Below are 16263 nucleotides of genomic sequence, written 5' to 3'. Positions count from 1 at the left end.
CAGCAAGGCAGGTAGCCGAGTTCGTCGAGAATAACGAGAGCGACGTTGACTGGTCGATGCAAACCTTCAACGCCGCCCCGGGTTGAGCGCCCTGAAGGGCCTGCTTGGGGCGACCAAGAGTGAACCAAGAGTGAAAGGACAGCACAATGCGCGGTAAATCAATCAACCGGACCACGGCTGGCATGAGCATCCTCATTGCGGCCGCCGGCGCTCTAATGTTGGGCGCCACAACTCCAGCTGGGGCTGTCGAGCGGAAGAAAATCGACTGCTCCGGACGCCCTGAGACAGGCGCCAAAGCCAACTATTCCTGGAATAACGGGATTCAGACCGCGCGTGTCTACTACAACAACCATTGCTCGAAACGGATGATGGTCACCCTGACCTTCATTTCCAATCCCGGGTCTCGCAGGGAGTGTTGGAGGACCCCCAGAGGGAAGGGCGACAAGTTGTTCACGTTTGGGCTGACTAGCATCAGGAAAGGCTGCCATGATCCCGGTCCAACCTAAAGCTGGCCGGATTAATCCCTTGGCGTGATTTCTATTGGTTGGCGCTGTCAGGCGGAAAACTGTGCGGATCACGTGAGACAGTTCCCATCGGTCGCGGAGATCGCGCCAGCCGCTCTGCGAGCGCCGGCCGGGGCGGAACCGGAAGAAAGCGCCCTAGAGCAATTCCAGGAAAAGTGCGGAGCGGTTTCCGTCCGGAATTGCGTAAAAACAAATGCTTAGAGCGGGTCAGCGGTTCTATCAAAAGCTGAACCGCTCTAGGCGCCCTTCGCATCGAGCCCGAGCACCGCGACGCGGGGGTGGCACCGGCAAGGTTTTGCTCGCGCTAGGCTTGGATGAGAGCTATTGAGCTTGCGTAAGCCATTTGGGCTTAGGCACAGCCTGCAACAGGCTTTGCGTATATTCGTGGCGAGGCGCCCCGAACAGCGCCGAGGTTTGACCTTCCTCGACAATCTTTCCATCTTTCATGACCATGATCCGGTCGGCGAAATGGCGGACGATCGGCAAGTCGTGTGTGATGAAAATATATGAGAGTCTAAGCCGCGTCCTAAGGTCGGCCAGAAGGTCGATCACCTGCGCCTGGATGGAGACGTCGAGCGCCGAAACCGCCTCGTCGCAGACGATCAGTTCCGGCTCGCTCGCGAGCGCGCGCGCAATGGCGATGCGCTGTCGCTGGCCGCCGGAAAACTGGTGCGGGTAGCGGTCGGCGTGTTCCGGCAACAGCCCCACCAATTCCAGGAGCTCTGCCACTCGAGCCTTCCACCTGTTCTTCGGCAGAATATCGCGGTGGATTACCCAGGGTTCGGAAATGATGGAGTAAACGCGCATCCGCGGGTTCATCGATCCGTACGGATCCTGGAACACCATCTGGACCTTGCGCCGAAACGCCATAAGACGCTTCTCGTTCATTTCGAAGATGTTCTCGCCGGCGAAGACGGCCTTGCCCGCGCTTGGCGCGTTCAGCCCCAACAGCATGCGTGCGACGCTCGATTTGCCGGAGCCGGACTCGCCGACGATGCCGAGCGTTTCGCCTCTCCTGACCTCGAAGCTTATGTCATCCACCGCCTTGAACGTCCGCTTGCTGCTGAAAGCTCCGGAAGCAAGCACATAGTGCTTGGTGAGATGTTCCACCTTGAGCAGGGTTTTGCCGGCGATCGTCGTCGAACGCCTGTTCGGCGCCTCCGCTGCGTTGCCGTGGGGCAGGGCGGAGATGAGGCGGCGCGTGTAGGCGTGCTGCGGATTGCTGAAGACCTCCTTGGCGATGCCTGTCTCCACCACCTTCCCGCCGTTCATGACGATAATCCGGTCCGCCATGGACGAGGCGACTTCGAGGTCGTGGGTGATCATGATCAATGCCATGCCGGTCTCGCGCTGGAGATCGCGCAGCAGATCGAGGATCTGCGCTTGCACGCTGACGTCCAGAGCGGTCGTCGGCTCATCGGCGATCAGGATGTCCGGTTTCAACGCGATCGCCATGGCGATCATCACCCGCTGGCGTTGTCCGCCCGAGAACTGATGTGGATAGAAGTCGACGCGGTTTTCCGGCTCTGGAATGCCCACACGCCGAAGCAGTTCTATCGTCTTGGCGCGTGCGTCCTTGCCGGCTCCCGCGCCGTGGCTCTCATAGACCTCCTCGATCTGGCGCCCCACCGTATAGACGGGGTTCAGGTAGGCGAGCGGATCCTGAAAGATCATCGCAATCCTGCTGCCGTTGATGCTTCTGCGCGCCTCCGCGCCAAGGCCCGAGAGTTCGACGCCATCGAAGAGGCAGGAGCCGGCCACGATATCACCTGGCGGACAGTCGATGAGATCCATCACCGTGCTGGTGCTGACGCTTTTTCCCGAACCGCTTTCGCCGAGGATCACGAGAGTCTCGCCACGGCTGACGTGGAAAGAGACATCGTCGACCGCGCGTACCGGCTCATCGTCCGAAAGGAAATCGACGGTCAGTCCGTCGACTTTGAGAATGGGATTGGTCGCGTTGCTCATCGGGCGGCTTTTCGCAATGTCTGAAGACGCCAGCGTTGCTGCGGATCAGCGACGGTGCGCGCCCAGTTGGAGAGGATGTTGAGCGACAGCGTCGTCAGCATGATTGCAAGACCCGGCCAGAATGCGATCCACCAGGCGGTGGCGAGATAGCCGCGGCCGTTTGCCACCATTGCACCCCAGGTAAAGTCTGGCGGCTGAATGCCAAGGCCAAGGAAACTCAGCGCCGATTCCGAGAGAATGACGGTTGCGAAATCAATGGCGGAAATCGTCACCAGTGTCGGCAGGACGAGGGGTGCGATATGCCGGACGATGATCCGGGCCGGCTTCGCACCCATGGCTCGCGCCGCGCTCACAAACATGCGCTCGCGCAACTCCAGTACTTCTGCGCGCGCCGTTCTGAGATAGATCGGCATGCGCGTGACGGCGAGAACGATCACCAGGTTGGTAATGCTCGGGCCGAGCGTATAGAGCACGATGAGCGCCAGCAGCAGCGAGGGAAAGCTCATGACGACATCGGCCAGGCGCAGAATGAGATGGCTGTACCAGCGCTCCGAATAGCCCGCTATCAGGCCCAGTGTTCCACCAACGAGCATGGACGCGAATACCGCCGCCGCGGCAATGCCGAACGTATTCTGCGCGCCGACAATCAGCCTGGCGAGGATGGGCCGGCCAAGGGTATCGGCGCCAAGGACGTAGATCCAGCCGCTGGCCAGCGAGAAGGGGGCGAGGTTGCGCTGGCGCAGCCCAAGCCGCGAAGCGGCGTCGCCCACCAGCCACGGGCCGAGGACCGCAGCGATCACGACGATCGCCAGGAAAATAGCGGCGGCGAGCGCAAGCTTGTCGCGCTTCAAATAGGCGAGAAGCACGCTGCCGCTGCCTGGAACCGCCGCTGGCTTGATGTCGGGGGTGATGATCGTCATGGCTCAGTACCGGATGCGCGGATCGAGAACCGCGTAGAGCAGATCGATCGCGATGTTCAGGATGAAGATGGCGGTGGCCGTCACCAGAATCGTCGATTGGACGACGGCAAAATCGCGCTGGATGATCGAGTCGATCATCAGCTTGCCGATGCCGGGCCAGCCGAATATCGACTCCACGACGACGGCGCCGTTGACGAGACTGGTCGCCAGGTCGCCGGCGACCGTGACGACGGGCAGCAGCGAGTTGCGAAGCGCATGCCCGAAGATGATCTTCTGTCGGGGCAGGCCTTTGGCCCTTGCGGTCTTGATGTATGGAGAGGCAAGCGCGGACAGCATCGTTCCACGCACGACCTGCACCAGGAGACCGAAGGGCCGAAGCATCAGCACGAAGGTAGGCATGATCCAATGGGCCCAGGTTCCGGTGCCGGATGTCGGCAAAAGCCCGAGCCCCACAGCGAAGACAAGGATGCCGACGATGGCGACCCAAAAATCCGGCGCGCTTGCGCCGGCCAGAGAGACGAGGCTGGCGACACGGTCGAACATGCTGCCCGGCCGCGCGGCCGCAAGAGAGCCGACAAGGATAGCCAAAGCGGTCGACAGCGTGATCGCGACGGCGGCAAGCTTCAGCGTTTCCGGGAACGCCTCAAGCGCGACCTGCATCGCCGAGCGGTTCTGGCGTAGCGATTCACCGAAATCCAGCTGCAGAAGATCGCGCAAATATTCCAGAAACTGCCAATAGATCGGCTGATCGAGGCCGTTCAACCGCGCGAACGCGGCCCGAGCTTCCGCAGTCGAATCGAGAGGCAGGTACAAGGCGGAAGGGTCGCCGGTGAGCCGTGTCAGGAAAAAGACCAGCGTCAACAGACCTATGACCGACAGGATGCTGTGGAACGCCCGGCGTCCAAGATAGGTAATCATTTGGGATGCCCTTGGACGGATATCGACGGAGGCAACGGGTCAGGGGCGCAGGATCACGATCGGACCCAGCGCCCCCGTATCACTCAGTCTTTTTTGATAGCGATATTGGCCAGCGGTATTTCGCTGTTGGTGGTGATATCGGGCTTCCATTCCAGCCTGGTGCCAACGCGGGTATAGCCGATCATGTGGAACATCGGGATGTCCGCCACCACTTCGTTGCGGGCCTTGCCGAAGATCGCCTTGAAGCTGTTGGTGCGGGCTTCGCCGGTCGCAGCCAGGGCCTCGTCTATCTCCTTGTCGAACGCCGGATCGGCCACGGTCGAGTAGCTCCCGCTCGATCGGTAGAAGATCGGAACCGTGAAGGCCGCATCGCCCTTGTTGTTGTCGTGCATCATCTGCAGGAGATTGGGGCCGCGCTCCGGCGGGAAAGGCTTTTGCAGATAGCGCAGCCAGTCGGCGACATCGAGCATGGTAAGCTTGACGTTGAGGCCGGCATCCTGCCACATCGTCATCATGGCCTCCATCGCTTCCGCGCCGTTTGGATAGATGCCGTTTCGCCCGATGAGCTTGATCTCGGTATCGACCGCGACACCCGCCGCGCGCGCCTCTTCGATGAGCTTTTTCGCCTCTTCCGGATCGTACGGCCAAGGCTCGAGCGCATCGTCATGCCCGTTGATCCCGGAGACGACCATCTGCGACGCACGCTTGACGTCGTCGCCGAACAGCTGCGCAAGCCCTTCCCAGTCGATCGCGAGGTTGAGCGCCTTGCGGACGCGCAGGTCATCGAGCGGCGGCTTGGCGGCATCGATACGGATCGCGGTGGTTTCGGAGTTCAGGTAGGCGAAATCCGTCTCCGGATTGCTGGCGTCCTGGATGGCAATCGACGGCGTCAGGTCAGCTTCCCCGGTTTCCACCATGGCAGCTCTGATCGAGGATTCGGGCCGCCAGACATAGGTTGCCTTCGTGATCTCCGGCTTCTTGCCCCAATAGCCATCGAACGCGTCCAGCACTACGGTTTGCGGGGAAAAGGTCGACAGCTTGAATGGGCCGGTCCCGACCGGATCGTTCACCGCCTTGTCGACCGGTGTCTTCGGCGAGACGATCATGACCACGCTCAACAGCGTCGGCATGATGGGCTCGGGCCTGTCCGACTTTATCTCGACGGTTAGATCGTCGACCGGCGTCAGCGTTAGCTTGGCATCGCCGAACTTCGCTATGTTGCTGCAAGTGATCTTGCCGCTGATCATCCTGTTGATGGAGAACGCAACCGCATCCGCGTTGAGCTCGGTTCCGTCCTGGAACTTCACGCCCTCGCGCAGCTTGATCCGCCAGGTCGTCGGGTTCACGCTGGTCCACTCGGTCGCCAATTTCGGCTGAGGTTGTCCGGTGATCGGATCGATGACGGTCAACGATTCAACGACGTTTTGGCTGAGTATCTGGCCGACATTTGTGATGATGGTGCCGCAGGGCTCCAGATTGGCCGGCTGCTCCGGCAGGACGATACGGATGTCCTGCGCCGCATCTTGTGCGACAGCCGATGGCGCGGCAGCAGTCATCAATACGACAGCTGCAATCGTATGAGCGCTTCTATTCATGTCTCTCCTCCCTTTGATATTCCGTTTTGGCTGTCGGGCGCAGGGCGAACCTCCTCGTCCCGTTCGCCCGACAATTTGCCGATCTCCCGGCGACTAGGCGGCGATCCTCTCGATCAGTCCGCGCAGCATGTCTTTTTCCTGCGGCTTCAGATCCGTCAGCGGCGGACGGAGCGGGCCGGGGGTCCGTCCTATGAGCTCGACGCCTGCCTTGATGATCGACACTGGATAACCTTGTTCGCGATCGCGCAAAGCCGCGAAGGGGAAGAAGAAGCTGTGCAGGATTTCTTCCATTGCGGCGCGATCGTTTGTCCGCATGGCCCTGTAGAAGCGCTGTGCCAATTCCGGCACGAAGTTGAAGACCGCAGAGGAATAAGTCGTCACTCCGGCGCCGTTGAAGCCTTCGGCAAAGAGCTCATGCGTGGGCATGCCACCGATGTAGCAGAGCCGATCGCCAAGTTTGGCGGTGACGTGGCGGACAAGATCGATCTTGCCCGTGCCGTCCTTGAAGCCGATGAGGTTTGGGCACGCGTCGGCAAGGCGAGCAACCGTGTCGGCATTGGCGACCGAGTTCGCACGGTTGTAGATGATGACGCCGAGGCCGGTGGATTCGCACACGGCTTTGACGTGCCGGAATATCCCTTCTTGGGAGGCTTCCATCAGATAATGAGGCAGAAGCAAAAGACCGTCGGCTCCCGCAGCCTCGGCGCGGCGAGCAATTTCCGTGGCGAGCGCCGTGCCGTAGCCACAGCCGGCGATGATAGGCACATCTCCCGAGGCATCCTTGGCCGCGCGGGTAACGTCGGCGACCTCTTCCGGCGACAGGGAGAAGAACTCGCCCGTGCCGCCGGCCGCGAACAGGGCAGCGGCACCGAACCCCGAGAGCCATGCCACATGCGCGCGATAGCTTTCGAGATTGAGGCTGAAATCCTCGTTGAAATGTGTGACCGGAAACGACAGCAGCCCTGAAGCGACACGCGACTTGATTTCATCTGGCGACAAAAGAACTCATCCCACAATTGATATGATGTCATCTAGATTCATATGATGAGTATCGGGGCGAGTCAACCGCCGGTTTTGTCCTGGTTTGCCGAGCGTCGGACGGTGAGGGCGCGATAGCGCTTTATCCCCGTCACCAGATGGCGGCGCATCGCCTCACGCGCCTTTTCCGGGTCGCGGGCGAGAATCGCATCCGCGATTTCCCTGTGCTCCTCCAGAATCGGATGGTCGCGATTGGGCAAGGGGTCGACGCCGCCCATCATCGTCTTGAACTTCACCCGCGGGATCATCCGCCGGCCGACATGTTCGAGGAATGCCTTGAACCTGGCGTTGTTCGTTGCGGTGGCGATCGCCATGTGGAACTGGAAGTCCGCCTCGTCGGTGGGTTGCCCTTGCGCCATGAGGTCGGCGAATCTTTCGACCTGGGCCTCGATTTCGGCCTCCTGCGCCGGCGAACTGCGGGCTGCGGCAAGGCCGGCTGCCTCGACTTCGATGCCGATGCGAAGCTCGAGCTCTTCGATGATATCCGAGATCTTGTTCGTTTCGTCGGTGAAGAGCTTCAATCCCTCGTCGACAGGTTTCGGGCCGAGAACGAAGACGCCGGCGCCTTGCCGCGATTCCACCAGCCCGTCGGCGCGAAGCGCGGCGATGGCCTCCCGGACCACAGTGCGGCTGAACCCGAACCGGTCAATCAGCGCAGGTTCTGTCGGCAATTTGTCGCCAGGTGCATAAAAGCCGGCTTCGATCTGCCCGCGCAGCGCATCTGCAACCTGAGAGACGAACGACCTGCGGGACGTTCGATGTTCGGCCTGCTGCATGGGTCCTCCAAACTTTTGCCGGGTCGAGACATTGCATACTCCCGGCGCAGGGCAAAAGCGAGGTCATCATATGAAAATTTGCCAGTCCGAGGTCGAATGTACTTAGGTCATCATATGGCTTCTGCGCTCCGCATGTGGGCCGTCAAGTCGCCTAAAGCGGTTTTCGTCGGCACCTTTGCTGATACGGCCACGGCGATGAGCGGAGCCATGGCGTGGCGGCTTTCAGGCTGCGGCCGTCGGCAGGTGATCGCGGACCCACCTGACGATCTGCCCCGCCGTCATCGCGCCGGATGCGCGCGCAACCTCCTGTCCGCCATGGAAGAGGATCATGGTCGGGATGCTGCGAATGCCGAGCCTGGTTGCAACCGCCTGCTCATTGTCGGAATTGAGCTTGATCAGGCGAACATGCGGCTCCAGTTCGTTTGCTGCCGCTTCATATGCCGGCGCCATCATCTTGCAGGGGCCGCACCACGGTGCCCAGATGTCGACGACGACGGGGAGGCTGCTTCGCGTGACCTGGCGATCGAAAGTCGGTGCATCGACGTCTGCCGGGTGACCCGAGAACAGCTTGGAGCCGCACTTTCCGCATTTCGCGTCCCTGGCATTGCGTGCCGGCGGCAGGCGATTGACCCCGCCGCATTTGCCGCAAACCACCAGATTTTCCTGCGCCATGGCCATTCACCTGCTGAAGTCGATCGCCGCCGTCAGGATGCCGTCTTGAGTGAAGCACGCTGCGCAGAAGCTGCCGCGTCCGAAACACTCGCCAACTCTGCGGCGATGTCGGCGAGCTTTCGATCGGCGTCGACCTTGCGCCAGGCGGGCGGGGTGGCATTTCGCTGCAATTGCCGCGACAAGATGTCGACGGTTGCGTCGGAAGGACCGCCCCTGCGTTCGCTCACCCGCTGCCAAAGAACGAGCGGATCCGCCTCCAGCCAGAATCCGGCGAAAGTGACGCCTCTATCACTTGCCGCCTTCTCGATGCGGTCGCGATCGGCCGGCCTGTCAAAGACGGCATCGGCGACCACCGAACCGCCTTCGGAAAGGATCAAGTCGGCGCGCCATGCCATTTCGCGGTAGACGCGGTCGGACACTTCCGGTCGATAAGCCCTGTCCGGCAGTTTCGTCTCGACTGGCACCCCATGCATGGCTTTGCGGATGCGGTCGCTCTCGACAATGCGCGCGCCGGGCGGCGCGCCGACATGTGCGGCGAGTGCTTCGGCAACGGCCGTCTTGCCGGAACCACTCAAGCCGCCGATCGCGATCAGCCGAGGAGGCCTTGCCTGGAGAAGTGTTCGGGCAAGCTCGAAATAAGATCTGGCTTCGGCAATCAGCCCGCCGGAATCGGCACCGCCTTCCTCGATCTGGGTTGCGGTGACATGCGCGCGCACGGCAGCCCGCACCGCCATGAAGAACGGCAAGAGAATGAAGCCGTCCTCGTCGTCTGCTTCGTCGAGATAGCGGTTCACCACCAGGTTGGCGAGTTCCGGAAAGCCGCGATGCCAAAGGTCCATCAGCAGGAAGGCCAGGTCGTAGAGCACATCGATGCTGGCGATCTGGTCGTTGAATTCGATGCAATCGAAGAGGCGGGGCTCTCCATCGAAGAGACAGATGTTGCGCAGATGCAAATCGCCATGGCATCGCCGGATCTTGCCTGCGGATTCCCGCCGGTCGAGCAGTTCGCAATGACGGGCGAGGGCGGTGCGGAAAATCCCGGTAAATGTCTTGATCTCGGCTTGTTCGAAAACATTGCTGGTGGCAAAGCCGGCTTCGTTTATGGCGAGCACGCCTGCCAGGTTCGAGGATCCGCTGCCCTTGTGGACCTCCGGCGCCTCGCGATGATAGCGCACGATCATACACGCGACCGCTGTCATCAGCGCAGGCGTCAGCTCGCCACCGACTGCCATTCGATCGAGCAGCTTCGACTGATCGAAGCGGACCATCTCGATCGCCGCATCGACCAGTTTGCCGCTTCCGTCGAAGGCGAGCTTGCCGTCGGTCTCTCGCGTGATGCGCCGCACACCCAGATAGAGGCCGGGCGCGGTCTTGGAGTTGAGCTCCACCTCTTTCTCGCAAGCGGCGAGCCGCAGCACCGGGGTCGAGAAGTCGACATAGGGCAGCTTCACGGCTCGCTTGATCTTGTAGGCGCGCTGGCCAACCAGGAAGATGCGCGAGATGTGGGTTTCGATCGCTTCGACCGGCCCGGTCTCGCCATATGTGGCAGGGTCCATCAAAATCGCGGTCACGGATTCCTGATCCTCGACGATCATCGCATGCCTCTTTGTTTGTATCGAACCTTTGGAATCCGACGAGTGTGTTCGCTGAAATTCCGCGCCATCGGGGCCTTGCTGCCGCAGCGTCTGGGTATAACCAGCCAAGTCACGGATGCGTTCCCTAGTGCGACTCTCCCGGCGCTGATCGCATGTTCCGGCACACGTGGACGCGTTAATACGGATCGAATGATGCGCGGCGACGTTCTTTGACTCAGCGCAAGGAACGCGCCGAGCCGTCTCGCTATTACGACGATTGGACTTTGACGCAAAATCGGGAGCAGCCGCCATGGCTTTCAGGACGATACTTACCGTTATCGGGCCGAGCACGGGAGACAACGATCTCAAACTTGCCGCCGACCTGTGCAATGAAATCGGCGCGCATCTTGCTGTTCTCGTCGTTGCCATCGCTGCGCCGCCACCCGTCGGAGAGTATGCCGCAGTGGTTTCAGAAGCCTGGCTCGAGGCGCGTCAGGCCGACGAGAATCTGTTGAAGAAGCGAGCCGCTGCCGTGTCGGCTTTTCTCGCCGGCAGGGCGCCTTCGGCCGACGTCTCCAGCGAATATCCGGAAGCCGGCTGGGCTGACGACACCATCGGCCGCCGCGCCCGCTACGCCGACATCACGGTTATTGGAGCGGAGTTGCTTGCCAACGAGACGCTGAAGAGCAAAGGGATCGAAGGCGCATTGTTTTCGTCGGGAAAGCCTTTGCTGTTGATCCCCGAAGGATCGCGGCCGACACTGAAGCCGAAATGCGTGCTGATTGCATGGGACGCCCGTCTGGAGTCATCGCGTGCCGTCCGCGAGTCTGTCGACATGCTGGCAGGCGCCGATGAGGTGCACCTTGTCATGGTCGATCCGGTGGAGGACGACCATGGAGCGGAACCCGGAGCCGACGCCGCTGCCTATCTCGCGCGGCACGGCGTGAATGTCACGGTCGACCGGCTGCCCAGCTTGAACCAGCCGCTCGCGGGATGTTATTTCCCCTCGTAGCTCCTTCAGGTCACAAAGAATGAGTCTGCGGTGAGCGAGGGATGTGAGGAAAGGGTGGCGAACTGTGTTTGAGCTGCGCCGCCGATCCCGTCGCTGTCGAAGGAGAGCGCTCCAGTCGAACTGTTGTAGACGATATGGTCGGAACTATCATGCGCGGCCTTGCCGGTAAAGAAAGCGTCGGATGTGAGCGTGCCCAACTCAAGCCCGGCAAAAACGGCGTCGTCGAGGTGGATCTTGTCCTGGGATTTGTTGAAGTCGGTAATCCTGTCGACATTGCCGTTACCAAGGTCGCTATTGAAGACGAAAATGTCGTTGCCGCCAAAGCCGCTCAACTTATCGGTACCGCCGCCGCCGTTGATGACGTTGGCGCCGGCATTGCCCTGGATGGTTTGGGCCAACTCGTTGCCGGTCAGGTTGATTGCCGTGGTGCCGGCGTCCTTCGTGGTGCCAAGGACTTCAATCGACGAGCCGGCTGAGAGCGCATAGCTCACAGAGGCCCACACCCTGTCTTGACCTTGGCCAGAGGACTCGACCACCTTGTCGCCGGCATTGTCGACATAGTATTCGTCGTTGCCGCCATGGCCGATCATGGTATCGGCACCGGTGGTTCCGTGGAATACATCGGCGCCGCTGGTGCCGTCCAAGGTGCCATCGCTGGTGCCGCCGGAAGGAGGGACAGTCCCGGTCCCAGACCCAGTCTCGGTCCCAGTCTCGGTCGTGCCAGTGGTCGGGGGAGTGACGTTCGCGCCCGTGACAGTGTCGCCGCTGCCTGCCTTTTGATAGAGCTGCACCTCGTCGATCTGCATCTGCATCGACGAAGGGGTCGAGCTATCGAGAGTCGTATGCCATCCGGCCGCGTTCGAATTCGCGACCTGATTGCTCAAGATCAATTCCATCGGTTGATCCGGAATCGGCGCCTGCGCGCTGGTCACTTGCCCGATCTGTTTCCCGTCCAAATACCAGGTGATCGATTGACCAGGCTCCCAGTCGAGGCCGTATGTGTGGAAGCCGGCTGTGAGATCAACACCCGTGTCGGTGATACCGCCGAACACCCCCGACGGTGTGTGAACGTGCCAATTCAACGCTTGATCTGCCGGCCCCGAACCTTCGGTATATCCACCCTCCTGTATATCGATCTCGAAATTATCGCCGCTGCTGCCCGCGCCTTGGCCGGGCATCATCCAGAGGCCTGGCCATGCGCCGTTGCCGCTCGGCGCCTTCATGCTGATCTGAAGATAGCCGCCGTTGAATTCGAAGTTGCCATAGCTGCTGACGACGCCGGACGTGACAGGGAATGTCTGTGCCGTCCCCTGAGCCACGCCGTTGACGGGCTGTTTGATTGCCGTGAGATTCAACAGCCCGTTGCTCACCGTATCTTGGCTCGGCATATTGTATTCGGCATTAAACTGGTCGCCCATCCCACTTCCGCCCGATCCATTGTCGTTCCACGGCCAGCCATTGGCGGCATTGCTGGTGATGTAGGGATGCCAGTCGCTGTCGAGCGCCGTACCGGAGAAGGTTTCCTCGAAGACGAGGTCGCTAGAGGCAAAGCCTGCGGGTGCGGAAAGAGCCATTCAGTGATCCTTCTTTGGCGTTGAAAACAGGGAATTCCACCGCCGCGCGTCGCCAAGGCGCGCGACATGTCGCAGCTCGCAGCTAGGCACCGCGAACGGATTTCAAAGTAGCGGAGATTTGGAAGTCCTCGCCCCAGACATTATTGTCGAGCGAGCTTAACGTTGAACTCGCCATCGAAGGTGAGTTTTGTCGACGGGAATGTTCATCAAGCCCTCGTCCTTGAAACCATAAACGGTGTCGCTGCCGACGCGCGCAAGGGGTTCAACGGATCGAGCCGCAGCCGGATTGAAGTCGAGCGCAGCCGTTCCGGCGGAAGTACCGCCGAGCTTTCCGTGTAGAATAAGCACAGTAAACCCTTAGTTCGTTACGTTTTTTTCGTTCCACCTGCATTACTAAGTAAAATGCCGGGCATTTTCTGCTTCATGACTTACTCACGCACACCGTCTTGTACCTACGTGAATTCTTGTACCTACGTGAATTGATCACTTGAGGACGATGTGCGTAACCCAATCGACCCTACTGCCATTTGCGGCGAGAATGAGGCTAGGCGAAATCTTATTAACACCTTCTAATGTAGGAAGTGTGTCGAACGGCCGCACCGAGACAGCCTTCCGGACATCCTACGAAAACAGTGTCCGGCGGCACGGCGGCGATGTCCGCACCATCCGCTTTCAATGATCGAAGGTGGAAGGCTGGCACCGTTATCGAGCGTAGCCCTTCAGCACCGGACAGGCCGTTCACCGCAACGCCAACGGGCCTGCATCGGGATCGAATCTTTCAAGATCTGAACAGCGTCAAGACGTGCAACCGCATCAACATCCAAGCGAAGTACGATCGCTTAAGCGGCTTGTTGAAATGGCTGAAACGTGGCCCTAGGGCGCGAGGGCGCTGGGTCGCCGCGGGACGGCCCCGCGGATTGTCAAATTTCAACCGCGCAACCAGTCGCCAAAGCTCCACCTCGTGGCCGTCTGCGAACCGCCTGGCGTGCTCTTTCGCCGCATCGTCGTCTGTGCAGGTAAGATTGACCCCGCCCATAAACTGGCCGTGTTCGTCCAGAACATAGACACGATAATGCGGCATCGCTTGTCCCGACCGGCGACAACATTCTAACAGTCAGCCTCGCTGTGGAACAGCGAGATTTTGGTTCCTACGAGTTACCTGCGATGGGCCGTGTGCGGAGTGAGGGTGCATGAAAATCGCTGGCCCATTCGCTTTGCGGTGGCAGATCGACGCTCTCGATGGAGCCAGCGCCGCCGGTCAACAAGGCCATCTCGGGGACTTTCCGTATCGGCCAAACCGGCTTCCCTGCAATGCTTAAATCGGCGACGGCTATGCTCTCCAGACTCGGACCCGCGATAGCAAATGCTGTGACAAAGCTTCGGCGGCCCCGCCGAGGCGCGTCGTGGCGTAGGCGAACGCAGTAAGGGCCAAGCCCGCCATGATCGCTCCGGCCCGTCGCGCGGCGCCGACCTTGCCGCCCATGGCCGCCTTCAGATCGCTCGCCACGGCGCGCGGCAGCACCTCCCGGACGTATCGCCATTCGGCTCCAAGACCGTCTTTGGACCCTGCGCGACCCGTCAACACTGCCTTGGCGGTGCCCTCGACCAGACAGCGGTGAACGAAGTATTTCCACGTGGTGCGCTGGACCGGCACAGTGTGGAGCACATGCGCCGCTGGCCGGTACGCCCAATAGCCCCCAGGGTATAGACCGGCGGCCCTGATGCAGAACTCCGTCTCCTCGCAGCTCTCAGCCTTGCCGCCGATCCTTGCGCGGCCGCTGACGGAGAACCCGAGCTTGCGGCGCCCGAGATCCGGCGCGAAGCCACCGGCGTGCCGCAGCACGTCGGCCCGCACCGACATGTTGGCCCCGATCGGGTTGCGGATGCGCCCGTCCCGCACGTGCATGCCGGCGTAGGTGCAGCCGACGACCCAGTGGAACTCGCCGGGAAACCAGGAGGGCGGCGGCACTTGCCACAGCGGCTCAACCGGGCCGCCGGCCCCCAACACTGCTGGATCCCGATAAGCCTCCAACAGCTCCTCGAGCCAGTGCGGGTCGGCGACAGCGTCATCATCGAGGAAGGCGATCACCGGGGCCGTGGTGTATTCCGCTCCTGTCATGCGCCCGCCCGACAAGCCCGCTTGCCTGGCATTGGCGAGGACGGTGACGCCGGCAATCTCGCGCGCGGCGCGCTTTAGCAAGGCCTCGTTGTTGTCCACGACCACGACGATTTCACGTGGGACATGCGTTTGGGCGCGGACGGACCCGACCGCACGCTTCAACTCGTCCCAGCGGTCGAGAGTATGCGCGCAGATCACAACGGAGGCTTCGGTCATCGGGCCTCCTGGAGGGTTTCTGAGGCCCGACGGGTCTCGCGGGTCTGCGCCGCCCGGGCCGTCGCGGCTTTGAGGATGTTCCAAATCGCGCTTCCGTCGTTGCGGATATCGAACTGTTCGTGTTCGTCGACGGGATAACGTCCGCTGTCCTGCCGGGATACCAGCAGCCACACCATCCAGCCGGCGCAACTGGGATCGCGGGTAAGCGTATCGAGCCACATGGCGTAAGCCTCGGCGGAGTCCCGATTGGAGCGGGCATAGCCGAATTCCTCCAGAAGGACCGGCTTCTTGGCGCGGGCCGCCAGCTGGCAGAACTCGGTGATCATGTCGTTGAATTGCTGGATCGTCAGCTTGTAGTAGAGCGGGTAGCCGTGCCAGGTCCCGAAATCGAGAGTCGGGATGGTCAAATCGGCTAACTTCGGGTCGAGAATGTTGGCGTTCCCTGAGCTGACAAGGTGATTGGAATCGAGGGACTTCAAGTAGGCCGACATTTCGCCAGTCCAGGCCAACCGCAAAGCCTCGGGCTGCGCATTGCCTTCGTTCATCAGCTCCCAAGCCATGATGGTCGGGTCGTCCCGGTAGGCAAGCCCGGTGAGCGGGTTGACGCGTTGCACGACGTGGCGGACCCAGGCCCTGTAGTCCCGCTTCGTGCGTGGGTCATCAAAGAAAAACGTGGATTCGTCTTGGCTCCCATACCAAGCCCGCATCTGCTGGGCGCCACCCGTGTAGGCCCAGAAATCCAGGAAGGCGATGATGAGCCTGAGGTGTCGCTTGCCGGCCTCGGCGATGAGGAAATCAACCTTCTGCATGCCGTTGGCGCCGTCATTGATCGCCATCTTGTTTTGACTCGGATCCCAGTGGAGCAGGTATGTGCCCTTGACCGCGAGCTTGCTGGTTTCGCCTTCAAGCCGCCAATCCCAGATCGTAGGCTTACTTCCGTCGAGCGACCCGATCACCGGCTGAAGGAAGGTGCGGACCACATTTGCGCCCATCGCCACCGCGTCGTCGAGAACGCGGGTGACCTCATCCTGCGACCCGTAGGTCAGATAGTGGTTGTTTACGCCGGTCACGAAGAACGGCCTGCCGTCCAACGTAAAGTTCGTTCCGGAAGTCTTGATGAAGGACGTTGCCGACGGATCGTCAGCGGCGCTCGCGACTGCCGGAACGGATACGAACGCGAACACGAGCGCACACAACCACGCCTTGCGCAGTCCGTATTTCGCCCGTTTCCATTCGATAATCATCCCTCCACATGACCGTTTCCGGAGGCACGGCACAAGAACCCCGAAGGATTACCTCCTCTGACCTCGCACAGCCCGGCGTCGTTCGGGCATAGTGGTGCTTGGTCGCTTCCAGC

At 61.1% G+C, this 16263-nt stretch carries 13 protein-coding genes; 2 read left to right on the top strand and 11 right to left on the bottom strand.

The annotated features are described in order from the left end of the window. Window positions 1–845: 845 nt before the first annotated feature. The 8 genes from EN885_RS11410 to EN885_RS11375 form a co-directional block, all read right to left on the bottom strand. Complete coding sequence (locus EN885_RS11410) at window positions 846–2492, bottom strand: ABC transporter ATP-binding protein (protein WP_095486479.1); 1647 nt, start codon at window positions 2490–2492, stop codon at window positions 846–848. After that, window positions 2489–3412 carry an ABC transporter permease gene (locus EN885_RS11405; RefSeq protein WP_128242008.1) on the bottom strand — a complete coding sequence of 308 codons (924 nt, stop codon included), beginning with the start codon at window positions 3410–3412 and terminating at the stop codon, window positions 2489–2491. The genes EN885_RS11410 and EN885_RS11405 overlap by 4 nt, the downstream gene beginning before the upstream one ends. Window positions 3413–3415: 3 nt before the next feature. Continuing rightward, window positions 3416–4330: an ABC transporter permease gene (locus EN885_RS11400; RefSeq protein ID WP_095486481.1), complete on the bottom strand. Its 915-nt coding sequence runs from the start codon at window positions 4328–4330 to the stop codon at window positions 3416–3418. Between the two features lie 83 nt (window positions 4331–4413). Then, complete coding sequence (locus EN885_RS11395; protein WP_348627386.1) at window positions 4414–5886, bottom strand: ABC transporter substrate-binding protein; 1473 nt, start codon at window positions 5884–5886, stop codon at window positions 4414–4416. Window positions 5887–6018: 132 nt separating this feature from the next. Then, a complete protein-coding gene (gene kdgD / locus EN885_RS11390) occupies window positions 6019–6924 on the bottom strand; it encodes a 5-dehydro-4-deoxyglucarate dehydratase (RefSeq protein ID WP_126102968.1) in 906 nt (301 codons plus the stop codon). A gap of 62 nt (window positions 6925–6986) precedes the next feature. Further along, window positions 6987–7739 (bottom strand): FadR/GntR family transcriptional regulator, encoded by a 753-nt coding sequence (locus tag EN885_RS11385; RefSeq protein WP_126102967.1) that lies wholly within the window; start codon window positions 7737–7739, stop codon window positions 6987–6989. Window positions 7740–7961: 222 nt separating this feature from the next. Further along, a complete protein-coding gene (trxC, locus tag EN885_RS11380) occupies window positions 7962–8411 on the bottom strand; it encodes a thioredoxin TrxC (protein WP_128242007.1) in 450 nt (149 codons plus the stop codon). Between the two features lie 32 nt (window positions 8412–8443). Next, window positions 8444–9967: a bifunctional aminoglycoside phosphotransferase/ATP-binding protein gene (locus tag EN885_RS11375; RefSeq protein ID WP_245493062.1), complete on the bottom strand. Its 1524-nt coding sequence runs from the start codon at window positions 9965–9967 to the stop codon at window positions 8444–8446. Between the two features lie 328 nt (window positions 9968–10295). Here EN885_RS11375 and EN885_RS11370 point away from each other — a divergent pair, with 328 nt between their 5' ends. Beyond that, the gene (locus EN885_RS11370; protein ID WP_245493057.1) at window positions 10296–10997 is read left to right on the top strand and encodes a universal stress protein; all 702 of its coding nucleotides are present in this window, start codon (window positions 10296–10298) and stop codon (window positions 10995–10997) included. A gap of 5 nt (window positions 10998–11002) precedes the next feature. Here the strand turns inward: EN885_RS11370 and EN885_RS34175 are convergent, their stop codons facing one another. Further along, on the bottom strand, window positions 11003–12571 hold the full coding sequence (locus EN885_RS34175; RefSeq protein ID WP_128242005.1) for a family 16 glycosylhydrolase: 1569 nt from the start codon (window positions 12569–12571) through the stop codon (window positions 11003–11005). A gap of 162 nt (window positions 12572–12733) precedes the next feature. Here EN885_RS34175 and EN885_RS33550 point away from each other — a divergent pair, with 162 nt between their 5' ends. Then, on the top strand, window positions 12734–12910 hold the full coding sequence (locus EN885_RS33550) for a hypothetical protein (protein WP_164897822.1): 177 nt from the start codon (window positions 12734–12736) through the stop codon (window positions 12908–12910). Between the two features lie 991 nt (window positions 12911–13901). On the opposite strand, the gene EN885_RS11360 is transcribed toward EN885_RS33550, so the two are convergent. Both EN885_RS11360 and EN885_RS11355 read right to left on the bottom strand, forming a co-directional pair. Continuing rightward, window positions 13902–14906: a glycosyltransferase family 2 protein gene (locus tag EN885_RS11360; protein ID WP_128242004.1), complete on the bottom strand. Its 1005-nt coding sequence runs from the start codon at window positions 14904–14906 to the stop codon at window positions 13902–13904. After that, window positions 14903–16150: a cellulase family glycosylhydrolase gene (locus tag EN885_RS11355; RefSeq protein ID WP_128242003.1), complete on the bottom strand. Its 1248-nt coding sequence runs from the start codon at window positions 16148–16150 to the stop codon at window positions 14903–14905. Before EN885_RS11355 ends, EN885_RS11360 begins: the two co-directional genes overlap by 4 nt. Window positions 16151–16263 lie beyond the last annotated feature (113 nt).

Origin of the sequence: Mesorhizobium sp. M6A.T.Cr.TU.014.01.1.1, from assembly GCF_004022765.1 — a bacterium.
In the GTDB taxonomy this organism is placed as follows: Bacteria; Pseudomonadota; Alphaproteobacteria; order Rhizobiales; family Rhizobiaceae; genus Mesorhizobium; species Mesorhizobium mediterraneum.
Note: the sequence above shows the minus strand (reverse complement) of the source record. Positions and strands in the feature narration are given on the sequence as shown.